The organism is Streptomyces sp. NPDC008238, assembly GCF_042956445.1.
Classification (GTDB): Bacteria; Actinomycetota; Actinomycetes; order Streptomycetales; family Streptomycetaceae; genus Actinacidiphila.
Map to the genome: position 1 here is coordinate 170,419 of NZ_JBIBGK010000002.1, position 17,330 is coordinate 187,748.

Here is a 17,330-nt window from a genome sequence, read left to right on the forward strand (position 1 = left end):
CGCACCCCACCGAGGCTAGGGGCGCGGCCGCCGCCCGGTGGGCGAGCGGCCGCGATTCCCGCCTTCGGGTGATCCCGGGTGACCTGGCGGTGCGGTGGTCGTCAGGCGGCCGGCGAGCCGGTCGGCGCGTTGCCCCCGTCGGCCGGCTCCGGCACCGGCGCCACGTCGCCCGCGCGGATCAGCTCGATCCGCGTGAGCACCTTGGCGCGCAGGTCCGTGGGCACGTCGTCGTGGCCGCAGCAGCGCTTGACCAGCTTCTTGACGGCCTGCTCGAGGCCGTACTTCTCCAAGCAAGGGTGGCACTCGTCGAAGTGCTGCTTGAACTTGGCGCAGGCGTCGTCGGACATCTCGTTGTCCAGGTACTCGTAAAGGTGTTCGAGTACCTCGGAGCAGTCCGTCTCATGCGGGTTGCCGCAGCTCATGTGCCCGAGCCCTTCTCGTCTCCCGCGCCCGCCGGGACGAGCCCGCGCTCCCGCGCGTAGTCCTCCAGCAGCGAACGCAGCTGCCGCCGCCCCCGGTGCAGGCGGGACATCACCGTACCGATGGGGGTTCCCATGATGTCGGCGATCTCCTTGTAGGCAAAGCCCTCGACGTCCGCGAGATACACCGCGATCCGGAATTCCTCCGGGATCGCCTGCAGCGCCTGCTTCACGTCCGAGTCGGGAAGGTGGTCCAGGGCCTGGGACTCGGCGGAGCGCAGACCCGTGGACATGTGCGACTCGGCACGCGCCAGCTGCCAGTCCTCGATCTCCTCCGTACCGCTGCGCTGGGGCTCGCGCTGCTTCTTCCGGTAGGAGTTGATGAAGCTGTTGGTGAGGATGCGGTACAGCCACGCCTTCAGGTTCGTGCCCTCACGGAACTGGTGGAACGACGCGTACGCCTTCGCGTACGTCTCCTGCACCAGGTCCTCGGCATCGGCCGGGTTGCGGGTCATGCGCAGCGCCGCCGAGTACATCTGGTCCAGGTACTCCAGGGCGTCCCGCTCGAAGCGCGCGCTGCGCTCCACGTCGGACTCCGGAACCACCTGCACCTCAGGCACCTCGGACGGGCTGTCGTCGTTGCCGCTGACCGGACCCACCTCCTCCACGACGGTCACGGGGCCGTAAGCGGACCCCACGCCATCGGAGGATATCCCGGGCGGGATCGGCGCGCTGTTCCTGCTCGTCCCACCCGTCGACGGCCACTCCGGCCACGACAGGTAGGGCGCCTCGGCACGTGCGCGGCACTCGGCTCTGACCATCCGGCTGCCTTCCTCACTGTGCGTACGTTCTTTCGTGCGGACGACTCGCACAACACGGGCCACGCACCGCTCATTCCCGAAGCGGCGGCAGTTCCTCCAGCCAGCCGAGCACCGCGTCCGTGATGACGCTCAGTGCAGCCTCCTGGGTGAGGTCCGCGGACTTCGGCACCGCGAACCCGTGGTCGGCGAAGGGCACCCCGACCGGCTCGTACCCCTCGGGGAACTCCTCGGGGCGGCCGAAGGGGTCGCGGCCGCCCTGGACGACCAGGAGCGGCAGGCCCGCCGTCCCCGGCGCGAGGAGCTCGTCCCCGCGGGACGTCTCCGGCCTGCCCGGCGGGTGCAGCGGGAAGGACAGCGCCAGCACCGCGACCGCGCCCAACTCCGCCGCCGTACGGCAGGCCACCCGGGCCCCCGCGCTGCGGCCGCCCGCGACGACCGGCGCGCCGGGCCGGGCCAGCGCGGGCCACAGCGCCGTCCACGCGGCGTCCAGGGTCTTCGGCGCGGGCGCCAGCTTCCTGCCGGCCACCCGCCAGGGCTGCTCCACCAGCGCGACCGTCCAGCCGCGCGCCGGCAGGGCCTCGGCCAGAGCCCGCAGGTCGCGCGCCTCCACGCCGCCTCCGGCACCGTGGCCCAGCGCCACGACGGCACGGGGGCGACGGGCCCGGTGCCAGGTGACGCGCGCGTCCCCGACCGGTGTCGGCACGGTCTCCATGATCTCGCTCACAGCGGCCAGTCTGGCACCGCGGGCGGTCAGAACAGCGTCGCCTCCTCGGGCGCCGCTATCGGTTCGACCAGCTCCGGCCCGTTGTTGCGGACGTTGCTCACCTCGGTGCGCACCGGGTACGCGCGCAGCAGGCCGGGCCGCGGCGGCGCGAGCAGCCCGCGCAGCTCCTCGACGTCGGTGCGCGCGGGATCGAGCCACTCGTCCCAGCGGTCGGGGGTGATCCACAGCGGCATGCGCGGATGGATCCCGGCCAGCGACTGCGGACCGCCGGGGCGCTCGCCGGCGTCGGCGAAGGGCTCGGTCTCGGCCTCCGTGGTGATGACGGTGCAGGTGACCCACCAGGCGCGCGGGTGCTCGTCGGGCAGGGTGCGGTCGCGCCAGAACTCGTACAGCCCGGCCATCGCGAAGACCGAGCCGTCGACGGGGGTGACGAAGTACGGCTGCTTGCGGGACCGCTTCTTCTTCCCCTGCTCCTCCAGCTGCCGCTCGTCCTTGCCGGTGACCCACTCGAAGTAGCCGTCGGCGGGCAGCAGACAGCGGCGCGAGGCGAAGGGGCGGCGGTAGGAGGCCTTCTCGTGCACGGTCTCGGCGCGCGCGTTGATCATCTTGACGCCGGTGTCGGGTGTCTTCGCCCAGCTCGGCACCAGCCCCCAGCGCAGGGCGCGCAGCTGCCGCACCACCTCGCCCGTCTCCTTGTCCGGCCGCTCCAGCACCGCGTAGGTGCCGTCGGTGGGCGCGACGTTCCAATTGGGGTCCAGTGCCTCGGTGGGATCCCATTTCTGCACGTCGAACAGCCCGACGAGGTCCTCGGGGCTCCGGCTCGCTGCATATCGACCGCACATGAGTGTCAGATTGCCACGGCGCGGACACAGCCGGGCGTCGTATGGTGCGGAACCGTGCAGCTCATCGACTCCCTCCTCGGCACCCAGCCCGCGCCCTCCTCCTGGCTGGTGGGCGTCACCGCGGCCGTCGCCCTGGCCGCGGTGCTGCCGCACGCCATATGGCGGCTCTCCCGCAACGCGATCACGATCGCCCACGAAGGCGGTCACGGCCTGGTCGCCCTGCTGTCCGGACGGCAGCTGCAGGGCATCCGGCTGCACTCGGACACCTCGGGCCTGACCGTCTCCCGCGGCAAGCCGTACGGCCTCGGCATGGTCCTCACCGCGGCGGCCGGTTACACCGCGCCCTCCCTGCTGGGCCTGGGCGGGGCCCTGTTGCTCGCGGCCGGGCACATCACAGCGCTGCTGTGGGGGGCGACGGCCCTGCTGCTGGTGATGCTGGTGATGATCAGGAACGCGTACGGGGTGCTGACGGTGTTCCTGACCGGTGGCCTCTTCCTGCTGGTGTCCTGGCTGACCGAGCCCGCGGTCCAGGCGGTGTTCGCCTACCTCGTGGTGTGGTTCCTGCTGTTCGGGGGCGTGCGGCCGGTGCTGGAACTCCAGCACAAGCGGCGCGGCGGCGCGGCCCCCGGCTCGGACGCGGACCAGCTGGCCCGGCTGACGCACACCCCTGCGGCACTGTGGATGCTGTTGTTCTACGCGGTGGCGCTGCTGTCGCTGTTCGGCGGCGGCCGCTGGCTGGTGGGTCTGTAGCCCTTGCGAGCGGGTAACTGTTTCCTTCAGGTTTCGTCCGCTTTGTGAGCGATTCGCCTTCTGCTTGAGCCACTACGCTTGGGTCCATGACCGGTAACCCCGCGAACACCGCCCTGTGGCCCGCGCCTCTCGCGTCCGCCCCCGTCCAGGCGACGGTCACCGTGCCCGGATCCAAGTCGGTCACCAACCGCGCCCTGGTGCTCGCGGCGCTCGCCTCCGAGCCGGGCTGGCTGCGCCGTCCGCTGCGCAGCCGTGACACCGTGCTCATGGCCGACGCGCTGCGCGCCATGGGCGTCCAGATCGACGAGGTGGTCAACCCCTACGGCGGCGAGGCGTGGCGGGTCATCCCGGCCGGACTGCACGGGCCGGCCACGGTCGACGTCGGCAACGCCGGCACGGTGATGCGGTTCCTGCCGCCCGTCGCCGCGCTCGCCGACGGCCCGGTGCACTTCGACGGGGACCCGCGCAGCCACGAACGCCCGCTGAACGGGGTCATCGACGCGCTGCGCTCGCTGGGCGCCCGCATCGACGACGAGGGCCGCGGCGCGCTGCCGCTGACCGTGCACGGCGGCGGGGCGCTGGACGGCGGCCCGGTGTCGGTCGACGCGTCCTCGTCCTCCCAGTTCGTCAGCGCGCTGCTGCTGTCCGGCCCGCGCTTCAACCAGGGCGTCGAAGTGCGGCACACCGGTCCGACGCTGCCCTCGCTGCCGCACATCAAGATGACGGTGGAGATGCTGCGCCGCGCCGGCGCCAAGGTCGACACCCCGGAGAACGGCGGCGAGCCGAACGTGTGGCGGGTCGACGCGGGCGCGCTGCTCGGAGTCGACGTCACCGTCGAGCCGGACCTCTCCAACGCCCAGCCCTTCCTGGCCGCCGCGCTCGTCACCGGCGGCCGCGTGGTCGTCCCCGACTGGCCGCGCCGCACCACCCAGCCCGGTGACGCGCTGCGTGACCTGTTCACCCGGATGGGCGGTTCGTGCGAGCTGACGGACTCGGGCCTGGTCCTCACCGGCTCGGGCCGGATCCACGGCATCGACGCCGACCTGTCGGAGGTCGGCGAACTCACCCCCGGAATCGCGGCGGTCGCCGCGCTCGCCGACTCCGAGTCCGTGCTGCGCGGCGTCGGCCACCTGCGGCTGCACGAGACGGACCGGCTGGCCGCGCTGAGCAAGGAGATCAACGAGCTCGGCGGCGACGTCACCGAGACCGAGGACGGACTGCGCATCCGGCCGCGGCCGCTGCGCGGCGGCGTCTTCCACACCTACGACGACCACCGGCTCGCCACCGCGGGCGCCGTCCTGGGCCTGGCCGTCGACGGCGTCCTGGTCGAGAACGTGGCCACCACCGGCAAGACCCTCCCGGACTTCCCCGAGATGTGGACGGCCATGCTGGGCGCGGCGCCGGCGGCCCCCGCGTCCCCGGTGCGGGCCTGAACGATGCGGCGCTACGGCAAGCACACCGACGAGGACGACGTCCGGGTCCGCCCGAACCGCAAGGGGAACCGGCCCCGCACCAGCATCCGGCCCAAGCACGAGGACGCCGAGGAGGGCTTCGTCCTCACCGTCGACCGCGGCCGCGTCACCTGCCTCGTCGAGGACCGCACGGTCACCGCGATGAAGGCCCGCGAGCTGGGCCGCAAGGGCATCGTGGTCGGCGACCGGGTGGGCATCGTCGGCGACCTGTCCGGGGAGAAGGACACCCTGGCGCGGATCGTGCGCGTCGAGGAGCGCAGCTCGGTGCTGCGCCGTACCGCGGACGACACCGACCCGTTCGAGCGAGTGGTCGTCGCCAACGCGGACCGGCTCGCCATCGTCACCGCCCTCGCCGACCCCGAGCCGCGGCCCCGGCTCATCGACCGCTGCCTGGTGGCGGCCTACGACGCCGGTCTCGAACCGCTGCTGGTGCTCACCAAGTCCGATCTCGCGCCGGCTGGACCGCTCCTGGAGACGTACGCGCCGCTGGGCGTCCCCTATGTGGTGACCAGTCACGAGAACTTCGACGCCGGGGCGACGGAGGCCGTGCGCGAGCACCTGAAGGACCGCGTCACCGCCTTCGTCGGCCACAGCGGCGTCGGGAAGACCACCCTGGTCAACGCGCTGGTGGAGCGTCAGCGCGCGACCGGCCACGTCAACGCGGTCACCGGCCGGGGCCGGCACACCACCACCTCCGCGCTCGCGCTGCCCCTGCGGGCCGAGGAGGGGTGGGTCATCGACACCCCCGGCGTGCGTTCCTTCGGCCTGGCCCACATCGACCCGTCCCGGGTCATCCACGCCTTCCCCGACCTCGAGCCCGGCACGGCGGACTGCCCGCGAGCCTGCAGCCACGACGAACCCGACTGCGCGCTGGACGCCTGGGTCGCCGACGGGCACGCCGAACCCGCCCGTCTGTTCTCGCTGCGGCGGCTGCTCGCGACGCGTGAGCGCAAGGAAGGGGACTGAGACGCCATTTCCGGGCATGCTGTGTGATGATCGCTCATCGACAGACGGAAACGGGAGGGCGTTCGATGGCCTGGCTCCTCGTGGTGGTCGCCGGTCTCCTCGAAACCGGCTTCGCGGTCTCCCTCAAGCTCTCCCACGGGTTCACCCGCCTGTGGCCGACCATCGCGTTCTGCGCCTTCGCGCTCGGCAGCTTCGGCCTGCTCACGCTGGCCCTGAAGAAGCTGGACGTCGGGGCGGCCTACGCGGTGTGGACGGGCATCGGGGCCTCGGGGACGGCGATCTACGGCATGGCCTTCCTCGGTGACGTCGTCTCGACCCTGAAGCTGATCTCCATCAGCCTGGTCGTCCTGGGCGTCATCGGGCTCCAACTCTCCGGCTCCACCCACTGATCCGGCTCCACACACTGGTCCGGCCCCACCCATCGATCCGGCTCCGCCACAGATCCGGCTCCGTCACCAGCCGCGCTGGAGGAGCCCCCGGACCAGCCGGGCGATCCGCCGGCACGCCTCCTCGTCGGAGCCGGCGGGCGCGACGACGTAGGAGACGGTGACACGGACCGCGGTCCCGCAGGCCCAGTCGGCCTCGGCCCGGTCGAGTGCGGGGAAGCGCCGCCCGAGCGCGGTGACGGCGCGCGCACGGAAGGCGTCGAGCAGCTCGGCGGGCGCGATAGGGGTGTCGTCCTTGCGCGGCCGCCGGCCCGGGAGCCGGGGCAGCGGCACCGGCACGACGGCAGCGGCGGGGACCCGGTCCCCGCGGCAGCCGGTGAGCACCGCGCGCACCAGCGGGCTGCGGCGGGCGCTGTGCAGGGTCCAGGCGGTCGCCGCGGCGAAGCAGTCGCCGGCGTCGGCGCCGTGCCGCCCGGCGGTGTCCAGGGCGCGCTCCACGCCCGCAAGGAACGCCTCGGCCTCCCGCCGTGCCAGGGCCCGCGCGAGCCCTTCCTTGGTGCCGAACTCGTTGTAGAGGGTCTGCCGCGACACCCCGGCGACGGCCGCGACGTCCACCATCCTGACCGTCGCCCAGGACCGGTCGCCGAGTGCGGACAGTGCCGCGTCCAGGAGTGAATCACGCGCTGTCGGCACGTTCGCCTCCAAGCGTCCCAAGCGGTCTCAAGCGTTCCCGAGCGGTCTCAACCGGCGCCGAGCGGCCTCAGAGGGCTGTGGGCTCAGAATTGACGCGCCGTCGGTCCGTGTCAACCCCGCCCGCGTACCCTGCGTGACCTCGACCTGCCACGATCGATACTGTTCGCTCCATGCCGGACTTCAACGACGATCTGCGCCTCGCGCACATCCTTGCCGACGCCGCCGACGCCGCCACCATGGAGCGCTTCAAGTCCCTGGACCTCAAGGTCGAGACCAAGCCCGACATGACGCCGGTCAGCGAGGCGGACAAGCGGGCCGAGGAACTGATCCGCAGCCAGCTCGGGCGGGCCAGACCGCGCGACGCCGTGCTCGGCGAGGAGTACGGCACGGAGGGCAGCGGCCCGCGGCGCTGGATCGTCGACCCGATCGACGGCACCAAGAACTACGTCCGCGGGGTGCCGGTGTGGGCCACCCTGATCGCGCTGATGGTGCGCGGCGAGGGCGGCGACGAGGGCGTGGTCGGCATGGTGTCCGCACCGGCCCTGGGGCGCCGCTGGTGGGCGGTGAAGGGCGGCGGGGCGTACACCGGGCGCAGCCTGTCCTCCGCCACGCGGCTGCGGGTGTCGCAGGTCGGCCGGCTGCAGGACGCCTCCTTCGCGTACTCCTCGCTGAGCGGCTGGGAGGAGCAGGGCCGGCTGGACGGCTTCCTCGACCTGACCCGGTCCTGCTGGCGGACGCGTGCCTACGGTGACTTCTGGCCGTACATGATGGTCGCAGAGGGCTCCGTGGACATCTGCGCCGAGCCCGAGCTGAGCCTGTGGGACATGGCGGCGAACGAGGTGATCGTGCGCGAGGCGGGCGGCCGCTTCACCAGCCTGGACGGCACCCCGGGGCCGTACGGCGGCAACGCGGCGGCGTCCAACGGCCTGCTGCACGAGGAGATGCTCGCCCACCTGAACCGCGCGTGATTCCCCGCCCCCTCACACTACCGATCAACCTCCGCACGCCCCTTGCTGCGGCCCCCGGCGCATGTGAACATGAGAATGCGTGAGCTTGTGCATTTGTGAAACTGTTCTCAAGACGGCCACGACGCAGCCCGAGGGGTATCCCATGCTCGTACGCGACGCCATGAGCACGGTCGTTCTCACAGTCGGTCCCGCCCACACCCTCCGCCAGGCCGCCCGGCTGATGTCCGCCCGACGGGTGGGTGCCGCGGTGGTGCTGGATCCCGACACCTGCGGTCTCGGCATCCTGACCGAGCGCGACATCCTCAACGCCATCGGTGCGGGGCTCGACCCCGACCACGAACTCGCCGCCGCCCACACCACCACCGACGTGGTCTTCGCCGCGCCCCGGTGGACCCTGGAGGAGGCCGCCGCCGCGATGGTGCGCGGCGGATTCCGGCACCTGGTGGTGCTGGACGACCGCAACCCGGTCGGCATGGTCTCGGTACGCGACATCGTGCGCTGCTGGCAGCCCGTGCACGCCACCCTGGCGGGCTGACGGCCGGCCCGGGACATGGATCGGAGGGGGCCGGGCGCCTGGACGCACCCGGCCCCCTCCGGGCCTGTGGGACGGACTCCGCTCAGCCGCGCAGGGCCTGGACGGCGGCCTCCAGCTGCTTGCCGAAGTCCTCGTCGGCGCGGCGGAAGTTGCCGATCGCCCGCTCGGCGATGTCGGCGCGCGACACCTTGGCGATGAATCCGGAGAGGTTGGCGACCAGGCGCGCCCTCTCCGCCTCCGACATCAGCCGGTAGAGGTTGCCCGCCTGCACGAAGTCGTCGTCCTCGGCGTGCGAGGGCGCCTCGTGGTTGCCGGTGTGCCCGGTGACCGCGGTGGCCGACCACAGGGGGCGGTCGGTCTGGGCCGGGCCGCCGAAGCTGTTCGGCTCGTAGTTGCGCTCGCCGCCGTGGCGGCCGTCGTAGAGGGCGCCATCGCGGCCGTGGGTGCGCGCCTCGGTCGCGTGCGGGCGGTTCACCGGCAGGTGGTCGGCGTTGATGCCGACGCGGTAGCGGTGGGCGTCGCCGTAGGCGAAGAGCCGGCCCTGCAGCATCTTGTCCGGGGACGGGCCGATGCCGGGCACGAAGTGCGCCGGGGAGAAGATCGACTGCTCGACCTCGGCGAAGATGTTCCGCGGGTTGCGGTTGAGCTCCAGCCTGCCGATCTCGATCGGCGGGTAGTCCTCGTGCGGCCACACCTTGGTGAGGTCGAACGGGTTGAAGCGGTAGCCCGCCGCCTCGGCCGCGGGCATGATCTGCACCTGCACGGTCCAGCTGGGGAACTCACCGCGCTCGATGGCCTCGCGCAGGTCGCGCTGGTGGGAGTCGGGGTCCGTGCCGGCGACCCGGTCGGCCTCGTCCTGGGTGAGGTTCCGCACGCCCTGGTCGGTCTTGAAGTGGTACTTGACCCAGAAGACCTCGCCGGCCTCGTTGGTCCACTGGTAGGTGTGCGAGCCGTAGCCGTTCATGTGGCGGTAGCTCGCGGGGATGCCGCGGTCGCCGAACAGCCACGTCACCTGGTGCGTCGACTCCGGGGACAGGCTCCAGAAGTCCCAGACGTTGTCCGCCTCCTGGGAGCCGGTGTACGGGTCGCGCTTCTGGGTGTGGATGAAGTCCGGGAACTTGATGGCGTCCCTGATGAAGAACACCGGGGTGTTGTTGCCGACGAGGTCGTAGTTGCCCTCCTCGGTGTAGAACTTCAGCGCGAAGCCCCGGGGGTCGCGCACCGCGTCCGGCGCGCCGAGGTTGCCGGCCACGGTGGAGAACCGCAGGAAGGTCTCCGTCTGCTTGCCGACCTCGGAGAGGAACTTCGCCCGCGTGTACTTCGTCACGTCGGCGGTGACGGTGAAGGTGCCGTAGGCCCCCGCGCCGCGGGCGTGCACCACGCGCTCCGGGATGCGCTCGCGGTTGAAGCGGGCGAGCTTCTCCAGCAGCTGCTGGTCCTGGACCAGGACCGGCCCTCCGGGGCCCGCGGTCTCGCTGTTCTGGTTGTCCGCGACCGGGGCGCCCGCCTCCGTGGTCAGCGGGCCGGTCTCCTGAGCCGTCACGTGCTCTCCCTGGGTTGGTGCTGTGCCGTGGCCATCGCCGGATGCGATCCTACAATGGACTAAGTCCAAGTCAAGAAGGGTCCCAAACTCGTACCCGGTCGGAACACGGACCGTCACTGTTAAGCTGTTCGCATCCCACTGATAGGTGAACCGGAATGAGTGACCTGCTGGAACGACTGCGCGGCCGCGGATGGCGCATGACCGCGCAGCGGCGCGTCGTGGCCGAGGTCCTGGACGGCGACCACGTCCACCTGACCGCCGACGAGGTGCACGCCCGGGCGGCGGCCCGGCTGCCCGAGATCTCCCGCGCGACCGTCTACAACACGCTGGGCGAACTGGTCTCGCTCGGCGAGGTCATGGAGGTCGCCACCGACGGCCGCGCCAAGCGCTACGACCCCAACGCCCACCGTCCGCACCAGCACCTGGTGTGCTCCGGCTGCGGCACGATCCGGGACGTCCACCCGCACGGGAACCCGCTGACGGACCTGCCCGACGCGGAGCGCTTCGGCTTCACGGTCTCCGGCGTGGAGGTCACCTACCGGGGCCTGTGCCCCGCCTGCGCCTGACGCTGCGCGGCCCGCCGCACGCGTTCCGCGGCCTTCCGCACCCCCGGCTCCGGCCGGGTACGGCCCACCCACACCGTCTCCACCGGCACCTGGCCCGCCACCTTGGCGAGCGCCTCGAAGGCCTCCCTGGCCACCCCGGGATCCCGGTCCACGGCCAGCGGCGCCATCTGCGGCAGCAGCCCCTCCCGGGGGAGGAGCCGGCCCGCCGCGCGCACCGCGGCCCGGCGCACCACCGGCGGCCACGGGGTGCGCGCCTCACGTGCCAGCCGCAGCAACAGGGGCGCGTCCGAGGCGTCCCCGCACTCCCCCAGCCCCGTGACCAGCCCCGCCACCAGCCGCGGCGGGCTCTGCGGGCCGCAGCGCAGCAACTGCCTGCGGTACGCCAGCGCCGGGGGCTCGCCCCTGCTGTACAGCCGCCAGCGGGCCTGCGCGCGCACGATCCGCGCCGGGTCGGCCAGCGGCGCGGTCAGCCGGGCCGCCGCCACGTCGTCCGGCAGCGCCGCGACCGCCAGCTCCCGCACCGCCGCCGAGCGGGCCCACAGCAGCCGCCCTGCCTGGTCCGGGTCCATCTGCAGCAGCCGCTCGGCGCACAGCCTGCGGCACAGCTGGTCCGGGTCGCGCAGCGCGGTGCGCACCAGGTCCCCGCGGACGAACTCACCGAGCTCCAGGGCCAGCTCGACCCCGAACCGCCGGGTCAGCGGGTCCGCGTCGGCCGCCAGCGCACGCACCGCACGCCGGGCCTCGGGGGCCGCCAGCACCCCGCGGTACTCCTCGGGGGTGTGCGTCGCCCGGCTCCGCCCGCGCAGCCTCAGCAGCAGCCGTACGGCCGCGGCGGCCTCGTCCGGGGCGGTACGGCGCAGCAGCGCCGCCAGGGCGCGTTCGCGGACCTGGTCCACCCAGTCCGCCGTCCGTAGCGCGAGGGCGGACGCCACCAACGGCCCGCCGTGCACCGCCAGCCCCTCCACGGCGGCCTGCCGCGTCCGGCCGTCCCGGTCCATCGCGGCCAGCAGCAGGCGCAGGGGTTCCACGTCGCCCGGCACCAGGGGCGCGCCCTCCTGCACCCGGGCGGCACGGTCCATCAGCAGCCACAACCGGGGCGGCGCGGCGGCCAGCGCCTTCAGTGCCGCCGCGCGGTCGTAGGCGGCGTCCTCGTCCGCCGCGGCGCCCCGCAGCTCACGGAGCAGCTCCTCCACGTCCGCGGCCGCGCACAGCCGACCCCACCGCGTCACATCCATGAGTTCCGTCGGCCGCCGCTTACGCCGCCTGCGCAGCAACCCCGCCTCCTCGCGCCGCCTGAGGGCCTGTCCTCAGGATCGCGCGCCGGCGCCGGCTGGCCCAGGACCGTCCCCACCCTTTTGCCCGAACCATGCCTGGGCTGTACCTAACGCATACGAGAAGGGCCCGGAAGCCTTGGCTTCCGGGCCCTTCCCTTTCAGTAGCGGGGACAGGATTTGAACCTGCGACCTCTGGGTTATGAGCCCAGCGAGCTACCGAGCTGCTCCACCCCGCGTCGTTGTGTCCCTAGGTTAACCTGCCGTCCCTGAGCAGCGCAAATCGCTTCTCAGGCGGAGAGCTCGTGCTCCAGGGCGTCGGTCAGCCGGGCCGCCCGCTCGGCCACCTCGGCGGGGCCGCACTCCACGGCCCGGGCGCACCACGCCTGGGCGTCCGCGAGCTGTCCGTGCCGTGCGGCCAGCAGGGCCAGCCGCAGCGCGGCGCGTCCGTGCCCCGCGTCGGCGGCCCGGGTCCACCACAGGGCCGCCTCCGGCTCCGCGCCCTCACGGGCGAGGAGCAGCCCCAGGTTGAAGGCCCCGTTGCGGCTGCCGCCCTCCGCGGCCTCCCGGTACCAGTGGGCGGCGTCGACGACGTCCCCGCGCTTGGCGGCGCACATGCCGAGCCGCACCTGGGCGCGGCGGTGCCCCTGGCCGGCGGCGCGGGCGTACCACTCCTCGGCCTCGACGGCGGTCTCCGGCGCGTCCTGGGCGTCCAGCAGCGCGCCGAGCCGGAAGGCGCCCTCGGGGCTGCCGCCGCCCGCGGCGCAGCGAAGGTGCCGCTCGGCGCCGTGCGCGTCGCCCTCCTTCTGCAGGGCGATGGCCACCTGGAGCGCGGCCTCGCCGTGCCCGCTGGCCGCCGCGCGCTCGTACCAGCGGCGCGCCGTGACGTCGTCGCCCCGCCCGGCGTACAGGATGCCGAGGTTGAAGGCGGCGTCCACGCTGCCCGCCTCCGCGGCCTTGGAGAACCAGGGCTCGGCGCCCGCCGCGTCGCCGCGCTGCAGCAGCAGCACGGCGAGCGCGTTGGCGGCCTCGCGGTGCCCGGTGTAGGCGGCCTTGCGGTACCACTGCTCGGCCTGGGTCGTGCGGCCCTGGCCGGCGCAGAGCAGACCGAGGTTGAAGGCGCCGTTGACGTCCCCCGCCTCCAGGGCGGCCCGGTACCAGCGCTCCGCGGTCTGGGTCTCGCCCTCCTGGGCGTGCAGCGCGCCCAGGGCGTTGGCGGCGTTGCCGTCACCGGCGTTGGCGGCGCGCCGCCACCAGGTGGCGGCGCCGTCCACGTCCCCCGCGTCGCGCAGCAGGAAGCCGAGCGCGCAGGCCGCGCGCGGCTCCCCGTCGCGGGCGGCGGTCAGGTACCAGCGCTTGGCCTCCTCGAACTCGCCGCGCTCCTCCAGGAGCGTGCCCAGGCGCAGGGCGGCCCTGCGGTGCCGGCGGGCGGCGGCCTGCCGGTACCACTGCTCGGCCTCGCGCTCCTCGCCGCGCTCGGCGCAGATGCCGGCGAGGCGGTAGGCGGCCTCGCGGTGGCCGTGCTCGGCGGCGGCGTGGAACCAGCGCTCGGCGCCGACGTCGCGGCGGTGGTCCAGGAGGTCGGCCAGCGCGTACGCGCCCAGCGTGTGCCCGGACTCGGCGGCCTGGCGCAGCCAGTACTCGGCGCCGGGCTCGTCGCCGCGCTCGCGGAAGTGCCGGCCGAGCGCGTGCGCGGCCGCGGCGGAACCGGCGACCGCGGCGATCCGCCACCAGGCGGCGGCCTCGTCGGCGTAGCCGCGCTGGTGCAGCAGCAGGCCCAGGTTGTTGGCGGCGGGGCGGTCCCCTCCGGCGGCGGCGCCGCGCAGATGGGGCTCGGCGCCCTCGAGGTCGCCGCGGCGCAGCAGCAGGGTGCCCAGCACGCTCATGGCCCCGATGTCGCCGTGCTCGGCGGCCCGCCGGTGGCGCGCCTCGAGTTCGGCCTCCTCGCGGGCCTCCAGGGTCTCCTCGTCCGGGAGTTCGGACTCGATGAGGCGCTCCTCGTCGAGACCGCCCACCCGCGGACCGGGGAGCAGGTCGGCGACGGCCGGCACGAGCGCGGCCCCGGCCGCGGGCACGGTCGTCCGCCCCGCGGACCCGGTATCCCGGATCTGACGAGCGTTCAGCAGCCTTGCACCATCCCCCATGAGGTCCATCGTCGCATCACCCGTACCCGCAGTACACCTGGTATGCGGCAAACCTGCACAGCTCGGCCGATCCCAGTTGGTCACTTCGTAGGTCACTACAGCGTTTTGTCGACTTCCCGACAGGGTGCCTGCCGAAACCTCAGCGGAAGGAGTTCCCCCCAACAAGTGAAAGGGCCCGGAGTCTATTGACTCCGGACCCTCTCCAACAGTAGCGGGGACAGGATTTGAACCTGCGACCTCTGGGTTATGAGCCCAGCGAGCTACCGAGCTGCTCCACCCCGCGTCGGTGCACCAACAGTACCACGACGCGGGGTGGGTCCCGTCAGCCCGTCTTCTCCGCCTGCTGCTCGGCGTCCTTCGCGCGCTTCAGCGCGTCGGCGAGGTCCTTCTGCGCCTGGCCGTACGCACCCCAGTCGCCGTCCTTGAGCGCCTTCTGACCCGCGTCGTACGCCTCCTGGGCGTCCTCCAGGGCCTGGGCGACCGTCGGGTTGCCCGCGGCCGGCGGTTCGGTGCCCCCGCCGCCGCCCGTCTCCGGCGGCGTCACGGGCTCCCCGCCGTCCGATCCGAAGACGGCGTCGAGCGCCTGCCCGATCGTGTCCTCGAACTCGGTCTGGCCGCCGTAGCTCACCAGCACCTTCTTCAACAGCGGGTAGTTGGTGCCCGCGCCGCGGACGTAGACCGGCTCCACGTACAGCAGCCCGCCGTCGAGGGGAACGGTCAGCAGGTTGCCGTACTCGACCTCCGAGTCGCCGCCCTTGAGCAGCCTGATCTTCTCCGCCACGTCGGGATCGGAGTTGAACTGGCTCTGCACCTGCTGCGGTCCGGACACCGTGGTGTTGGACGGCAGCTTCAGCACCTTGATCGCGCCGTACTCCGGACTCTTGGCGTCCGCGTCGACCGCCATGAAGGCGCTGAGGTTCTCGCGCTTGTTGGGCGTGAAGGTCGTGGTGAGCGAGAAGGCCTGCTCGTTCTGGCCGGGCATCTTCAGGCTCAGGTAGTACGGCGGCACCGACTTCCCGGTCTTGGCGGCCGGGTCGTTGGGCACCGCCCACACCTCACTGCCGCTGTAGAAGGTCGACGCCTTGGTGACGTGGTAGCGGGTCAGCAGCTCGCGCTGCACCTTGAACAGGTCCTGCGGGTACCGCAGGTGCGCCATCAGCGCGTCGCCGATCGCCGACTTGGGCTCGACCGTGTCCGGGAAGGCCTTCATCCAGGTCTTCAGCACCGGGTCCTCGGTGTCCCACTGGTAGAGCGTGACCTTGCCGCTGTACGCGTCGACGGTCGCCTTCACCGAGTTGCGGATGTAGTTGACCTGGTTCTGCTGCGCCAGCACGGCGCGCTGCCCGTCGGTCAGCGAGTCCGCGGTGGTGTCGCCGAGGGTGGTGCGCGAGGAGTACGGGTAGCCGTTGCTCGTCGTGTACGCGTCGACGATCCATACGATCCGGCCGTCCACGACCGCCGGGTAGGAGTCGCCGTCGATCGTCAGCCAGGGCGCGACCGCCTCGACCCGCTCCTTGGGCATGCGGTTGTACAGGATCTGCGAGTCGTCGCCGACGGCCCCGGAGTAGAAGATCTGCGGCTCGCCGAAGGCCACCGCGTAGGCGAGCCGGGTCACCGGGTTCTTCAGGCCGACACCGCTCTTGGCGGTGTAGGTGTACGGCTTCTCGCCGCTGTCGTCGGTGTAGTCGATCTCCGGCGTGGACCGGTCGCCGACGATCGACCACTGCTTGGTCTGCTCGCCGTAGTAGATCCGCTGCTGGTACGTCCCGAGGTCGCCCTTGGTCGGCAGGTTGTACTCGGTGAAGTCCGGCTCGCCGCTGGCGGTCGTGGTGGTGCCCTTGGCCGCCACCATGCCGTAGCCGTGCGTGTACTTGAAGTGGTCGTTGATCCAGCTGTGCTGCGGGATGCCCTCGAGGTTCAGCTCCCGCAGGCCCACCACGGTGTCCTGCTCCTTGCCGTCGATCGTGTAGCGGTCGACGTCGAGCGTGGACGGGAAGGCGTAGTAGCCGCGCACCTTCTGCAGCTGCTGGTAGGTCGGCGAGACCACGTTCGGGTCGAGCAGGCGGATGGACGCCGCGGTGTCGGCGTCGCCGCGCAGCTTCTCCTTGCCGTCGCTGCTCGTGCCCGAGTACTCCGTCACATCGGCCTGGTCGATGCCGTACGCCTCACGTGTGGCGTCGATGTTCTTCTGGATGTACGGCTGCTCCTTGGCGGCCTCGTTCGGCTGCACCTGGAACTTCTGCACGATCGCCGGGTACAGGCCGCCGATCAGGATCGCCGACAGCACCATCAGGCCGAACCCGATCAGCGGCAGCGACCAGGTGCGCCGCCACAAGGTGGCGAAGAACAGCAGCGCGCAGATGATGGCGATGGCGAACAGGATCGTCTTGGCCGGCAGGTAGGCGTTGGCGTCCACGTAGCGCAGACCCGTCCAGTCACCCGACCTGAGGTTGCCGGACTTCACCGCCAGCGAGTAGCGGTCCAGCCAGTACGCGACGGCCTTCAGCGTGACGAACAGGCCCAGCAGCACCGACAGGTGCCCGGTCGCCGCCGCCGTCGCCCGGCCGCCCGGGGAGGTGATCCGCAGGCCCCCGTACAGGTAGTGCACCAGCGCCGCCGCCAGCAGCGAGAGCACGACGGCCGCGAAACCGAAGCTCAGCAGGAAGCGGTACCAGGGCAGGTCGAACGCGTAGAAGGCGATGTCGACGTGGAACTGCGGGTCCTTGGTGCCGAACGGGGTGGAGTTCGTCCACAGCAGCCACGTGCGCCACTGGCTGGAGGCGGACGCACCCGCGATCAGCCCCACGAGCGCGCAGACGGTGAGCAGCACCCACTTCTTGTAGGGTGCGATGCCCATCCGGTAGCGGTCGAGGCTCTGCTGCTCCATCGACATCGCGCTCAGCGGCGGCCGGAGCCGGTGCGCCAGGTACACGTTGACGCCGACGGCCGCGGCCATCAGCAGGCCGAAGACGAAGAACAGGCCGATCTTGGTCCACAGCGTGGTGGTGAAGACCGAGGAATAGTGGACGGAGCGGTACCAGAGCCAGTCGGTCCAGAAGCCCGAGAACATGACGAAGGCCATGGCCAGCGCGGCCAGTACGCCAAGGGTCATGAGCAGTGTCCGGGCTCGCCGCGACGGGCGGCCCACTCTGATCCGCGGGCCGTGCGGACCCCCGCCGCGGTCCGGCATCTGGAATACCAAGGTGCGCACCTCGAAGTGTCGGTCTCCG

General features: G+C 72.3%; 16 protein-coding genes and 2 tRNA genes. 7 read left to right on the top strand and 11 right to left on the bottom strand.

Annotated features, from left to right (window positions below; translation table 11 throughout):
• Positions 1-101 precede the first annotated feature (101 nt).
• From rsrA to ACFZAU_RS05600, 4 genes are all read right to left on the bottom strand, one after another.
• Positions 102-422, bottom strand: a complete 321-nt coding sequence (gene rsrA, locus ACFZAU_RS05585; protein ID WP_499606861.1) for a mycothiol system anti-sigma-R factor — start codon at positions 420-422, stop codon at positions 102-104.
• On the bottom strand, positions 419-1,078 hold the full coding sequence (locus tag ACFZAU_RS05590) for a sigma-70 family RNA polymerase sigma factor (RefSeq protein ID WP_499607209.1): 660 nt from the start codon (positions 1,076-1,078) through the stop codon (positions 419-421). The genes rsrA and ACFZAU_RS05590 overlap by 4 nt, the downstream gene beginning before the upstream one ends.
• A 232-nt stretch (positions 1,079-1,310) precedes the next feature.
• A complete protein-coding gene (locus ACFZAU_RS05595; RefSeq protein ID WP_500551591.1) occupies positions 1,311-1,952 on the bottom strand; it encodes an alpha/beta hydrolase family protein in 642 nt (213 codons plus the stop codon).
• A 38-nt stretch (positions 1,953-1,990) separates the two neighbouring features.
• Complete coding sequence (locus ACFZAU_RS05600) at positions 1,991-2,806, bottom strand: SOS response-associated peptidase (protein ID WP_500459266.1); 816 nt, start codon at positions 2,804-2,806, stop codon at positions 1,991-1,993.
• A 54-nt stretch (positions 2,807-2,860) separates the two neighbouring features.
• Here ACFZAU_RS05600 and ACFZAU_RS05605 point away from each other — a divergent pair, with 54 nt between their 5' ends.
• The 4 genes from ACFZAU_RS05605 to ACFZAU_RS05620 all read left to right on the top strand — a co-directional run bounded on the left by ACFZAU_RS05605 (position 2,861) and on the right by ACFZAU_RS05620 (position 6,383).
• Positions 2,861-3,556, top strand: coding sequence for a M50 family metallopeptidase (locus ACFZAU_RS05605; protein WP_499606865.1), 696 nt, complete (start codon positions 2,861-2,863; stop codon positions 3,554-3,556).
• An 86-nt stretch (positions 3,557-3,642) separates the two neighbouring features.
• On the top strand, positions 3,643-4,989 hold the full coding sequence (aroA, locus tag ACFZAU_RS05610) for a 3-phosphoshikimate 1-carboxyvinyltransferase (protein ID WP_500551222.1): 1,347 nt from the start codon (positions 3,643-3,645) through the stop codon (positions 4,987-4,989).
• A 3-nt stretch (positions 4,990-4,992) separates the two neighbouring features.
• A complete protein-coding gene (rsgA, locus tag ACFZAU_RS05615; protein WP_500459265.1) occupies positions 4,993-5,994 on the top strand; it encodes a ribosome small subunit-dependent GTPase A in 1,002 nt (333 codons plus the stop codon).
• A 65-nt stretch (positions 5,995-6,059) separates the two neighbouring features.
• Positions 6,060-6,383 carry a DMT family transporter gene (locus ACFZAU_RS05620; protein WP_499606871.1) on the top strand — a complete coding sequence of 108 codons (324 nt, stop codon included), beginning with the start codon at positions 6,060-6,062 and terminating at the stop codon, positions 6,381-6,383.
• Between the two features lie 63 nt (positions 6,384-6,446).
• Here the strand turns inward: ACFZAU_RS05620 and ACFZAU_RS05625 are convergent, their stop codons facing one another.
• On the bottom strand, positions 6,447-7,073 hold the full coding sequence (locus tag ACFZAU_RS05625) for a TetR/AcrR family transcriptional regulator (RefSeq protein WP_500551223.1): 627 nt from the start codon (positions 7,071-7,073) through the stop codon (positions 6,447-6,449).
• Between the two features lie 170 nt (positions 7,074-7,243).
• Here ACFZAU_RS05625 and hisN point away from each other — a divergent pair, with 170 nt between their 5' ends.
• Positions 7,244-8,041, top strand: coding sequence for a histidinol-phosphatase (gene hisN / locus ACFZAU_RS05630; RefSeq protein ID WP_499606875.1), 798 nt, complete (start codon positions 7,244-7,246; stop codon positions 8,039-8,041).
• A 142-nt stretch (positions 8,042-8,183) separates the two neighbouring features.
• Complete coding sequence (locus ACFZAU_RS05635; protein ID WP_499606877.1) at positions 8,184-8,576, top strand: CBS domain-containing protein; 393 nt, start codon at positions 8,184-8,186, stop codon at positions 8,574-8,576.
• A gap of 82 nt (positions 8,577-8,658) precedes the next feature.
• Here the strand turns inward: ACFZAU_RS05635 and ACFZAU_RS05640 are convergent, their stop codons facing one another.
• Positions 8,659-10,119, bottom strand: a complete 1,461-nt coding sequence (locus ACFZAU_RS05640; protein WP_500551224.1) for a catalase — start codon at positions 10,117-10,119, stop codon at positions 8,659-8,661.
• Positions 10,120-10,274: 155 nt separating this feature from the next.
• On the opposite strand from ACFZAU_RS05640, the gene ACFZAU_RS05645 reads away from it, so the two are divergent.
• Positions 10,275-10,685: a Fur family transcriptional regulator gene (locus ACFZAU_RS05645; protein WP_500459261.1), complete on the top strand. Its 411-nt coding sequence runs from the start codon at positions 10,275-10,277 to the stop codon at positions 10,683-10,685.
• Here ACFZAU_RS05645 and ACFZAU_RS05650 read toward each other — a convergent pair.
• The 5 genes from ACFZAU_RS05650 to ACFZAU_RS05670 form a co-directional block, all read right to left on the bottom strand.
• Positions 10,655-11,920 carry a hypothetical protein gene (locus ACFZAU_RS05650; protein ID WP_500551225.1) on the bottom strand — a complete coding sequence of 422 codons (1,266 nt, stop codon included), beginning with the start codon at positions 11,918-11,920 and terminating at the stop codon, positions 10,655-10,657. The genes ACFZAU_RS05645 and ACFZAU_RS05650 overlap by 31 nt on opposite strands.
• Before the next feature lie 201 nt (positions 11,921-12,121).
• Positions 12,122-12,195: transfer RNA gene (locus tag ACFZAU_RS05655), tRNA-Met, on the bottom strand.
• A 51-nt stretch (positions 12,196-12,246) separates the two neighbouring features.
• The gene (locus ACFZAU_RS05660; protein WP_499606885.1) at positions 12,247-14,100 is read right to left on the bottom strand and encodes a tetratricopeptide repeat protein; all 1,854 of its coding nucleotides are present in this window, start codon (positions 14,098-14,100) and stop codon (positions 12,247-12,249) included.
• Between the two features lie 209 nt (positions 14,101-14,309).
• A tRNA-Met gene (locus ACFZAU_RS05665) sits at positions 14,310-14,383 on the bottom strand.
• 39 nt (positions 14,384-14,422) lie between these two features.
• Positions 14,423-17,290: a UPF0182 family membrane protein gene (locus tag ACFZAU_RS05670; protein ID WP_500551592.1), complete on the bottom strand. Its 2,868-nt coding sequence runs from the start codon at positions 17,288-17,290 to the stop codon at positions 14,423-14,425.
• Positions 17,291-17,330: the final 40 nt, after the last annotated feature.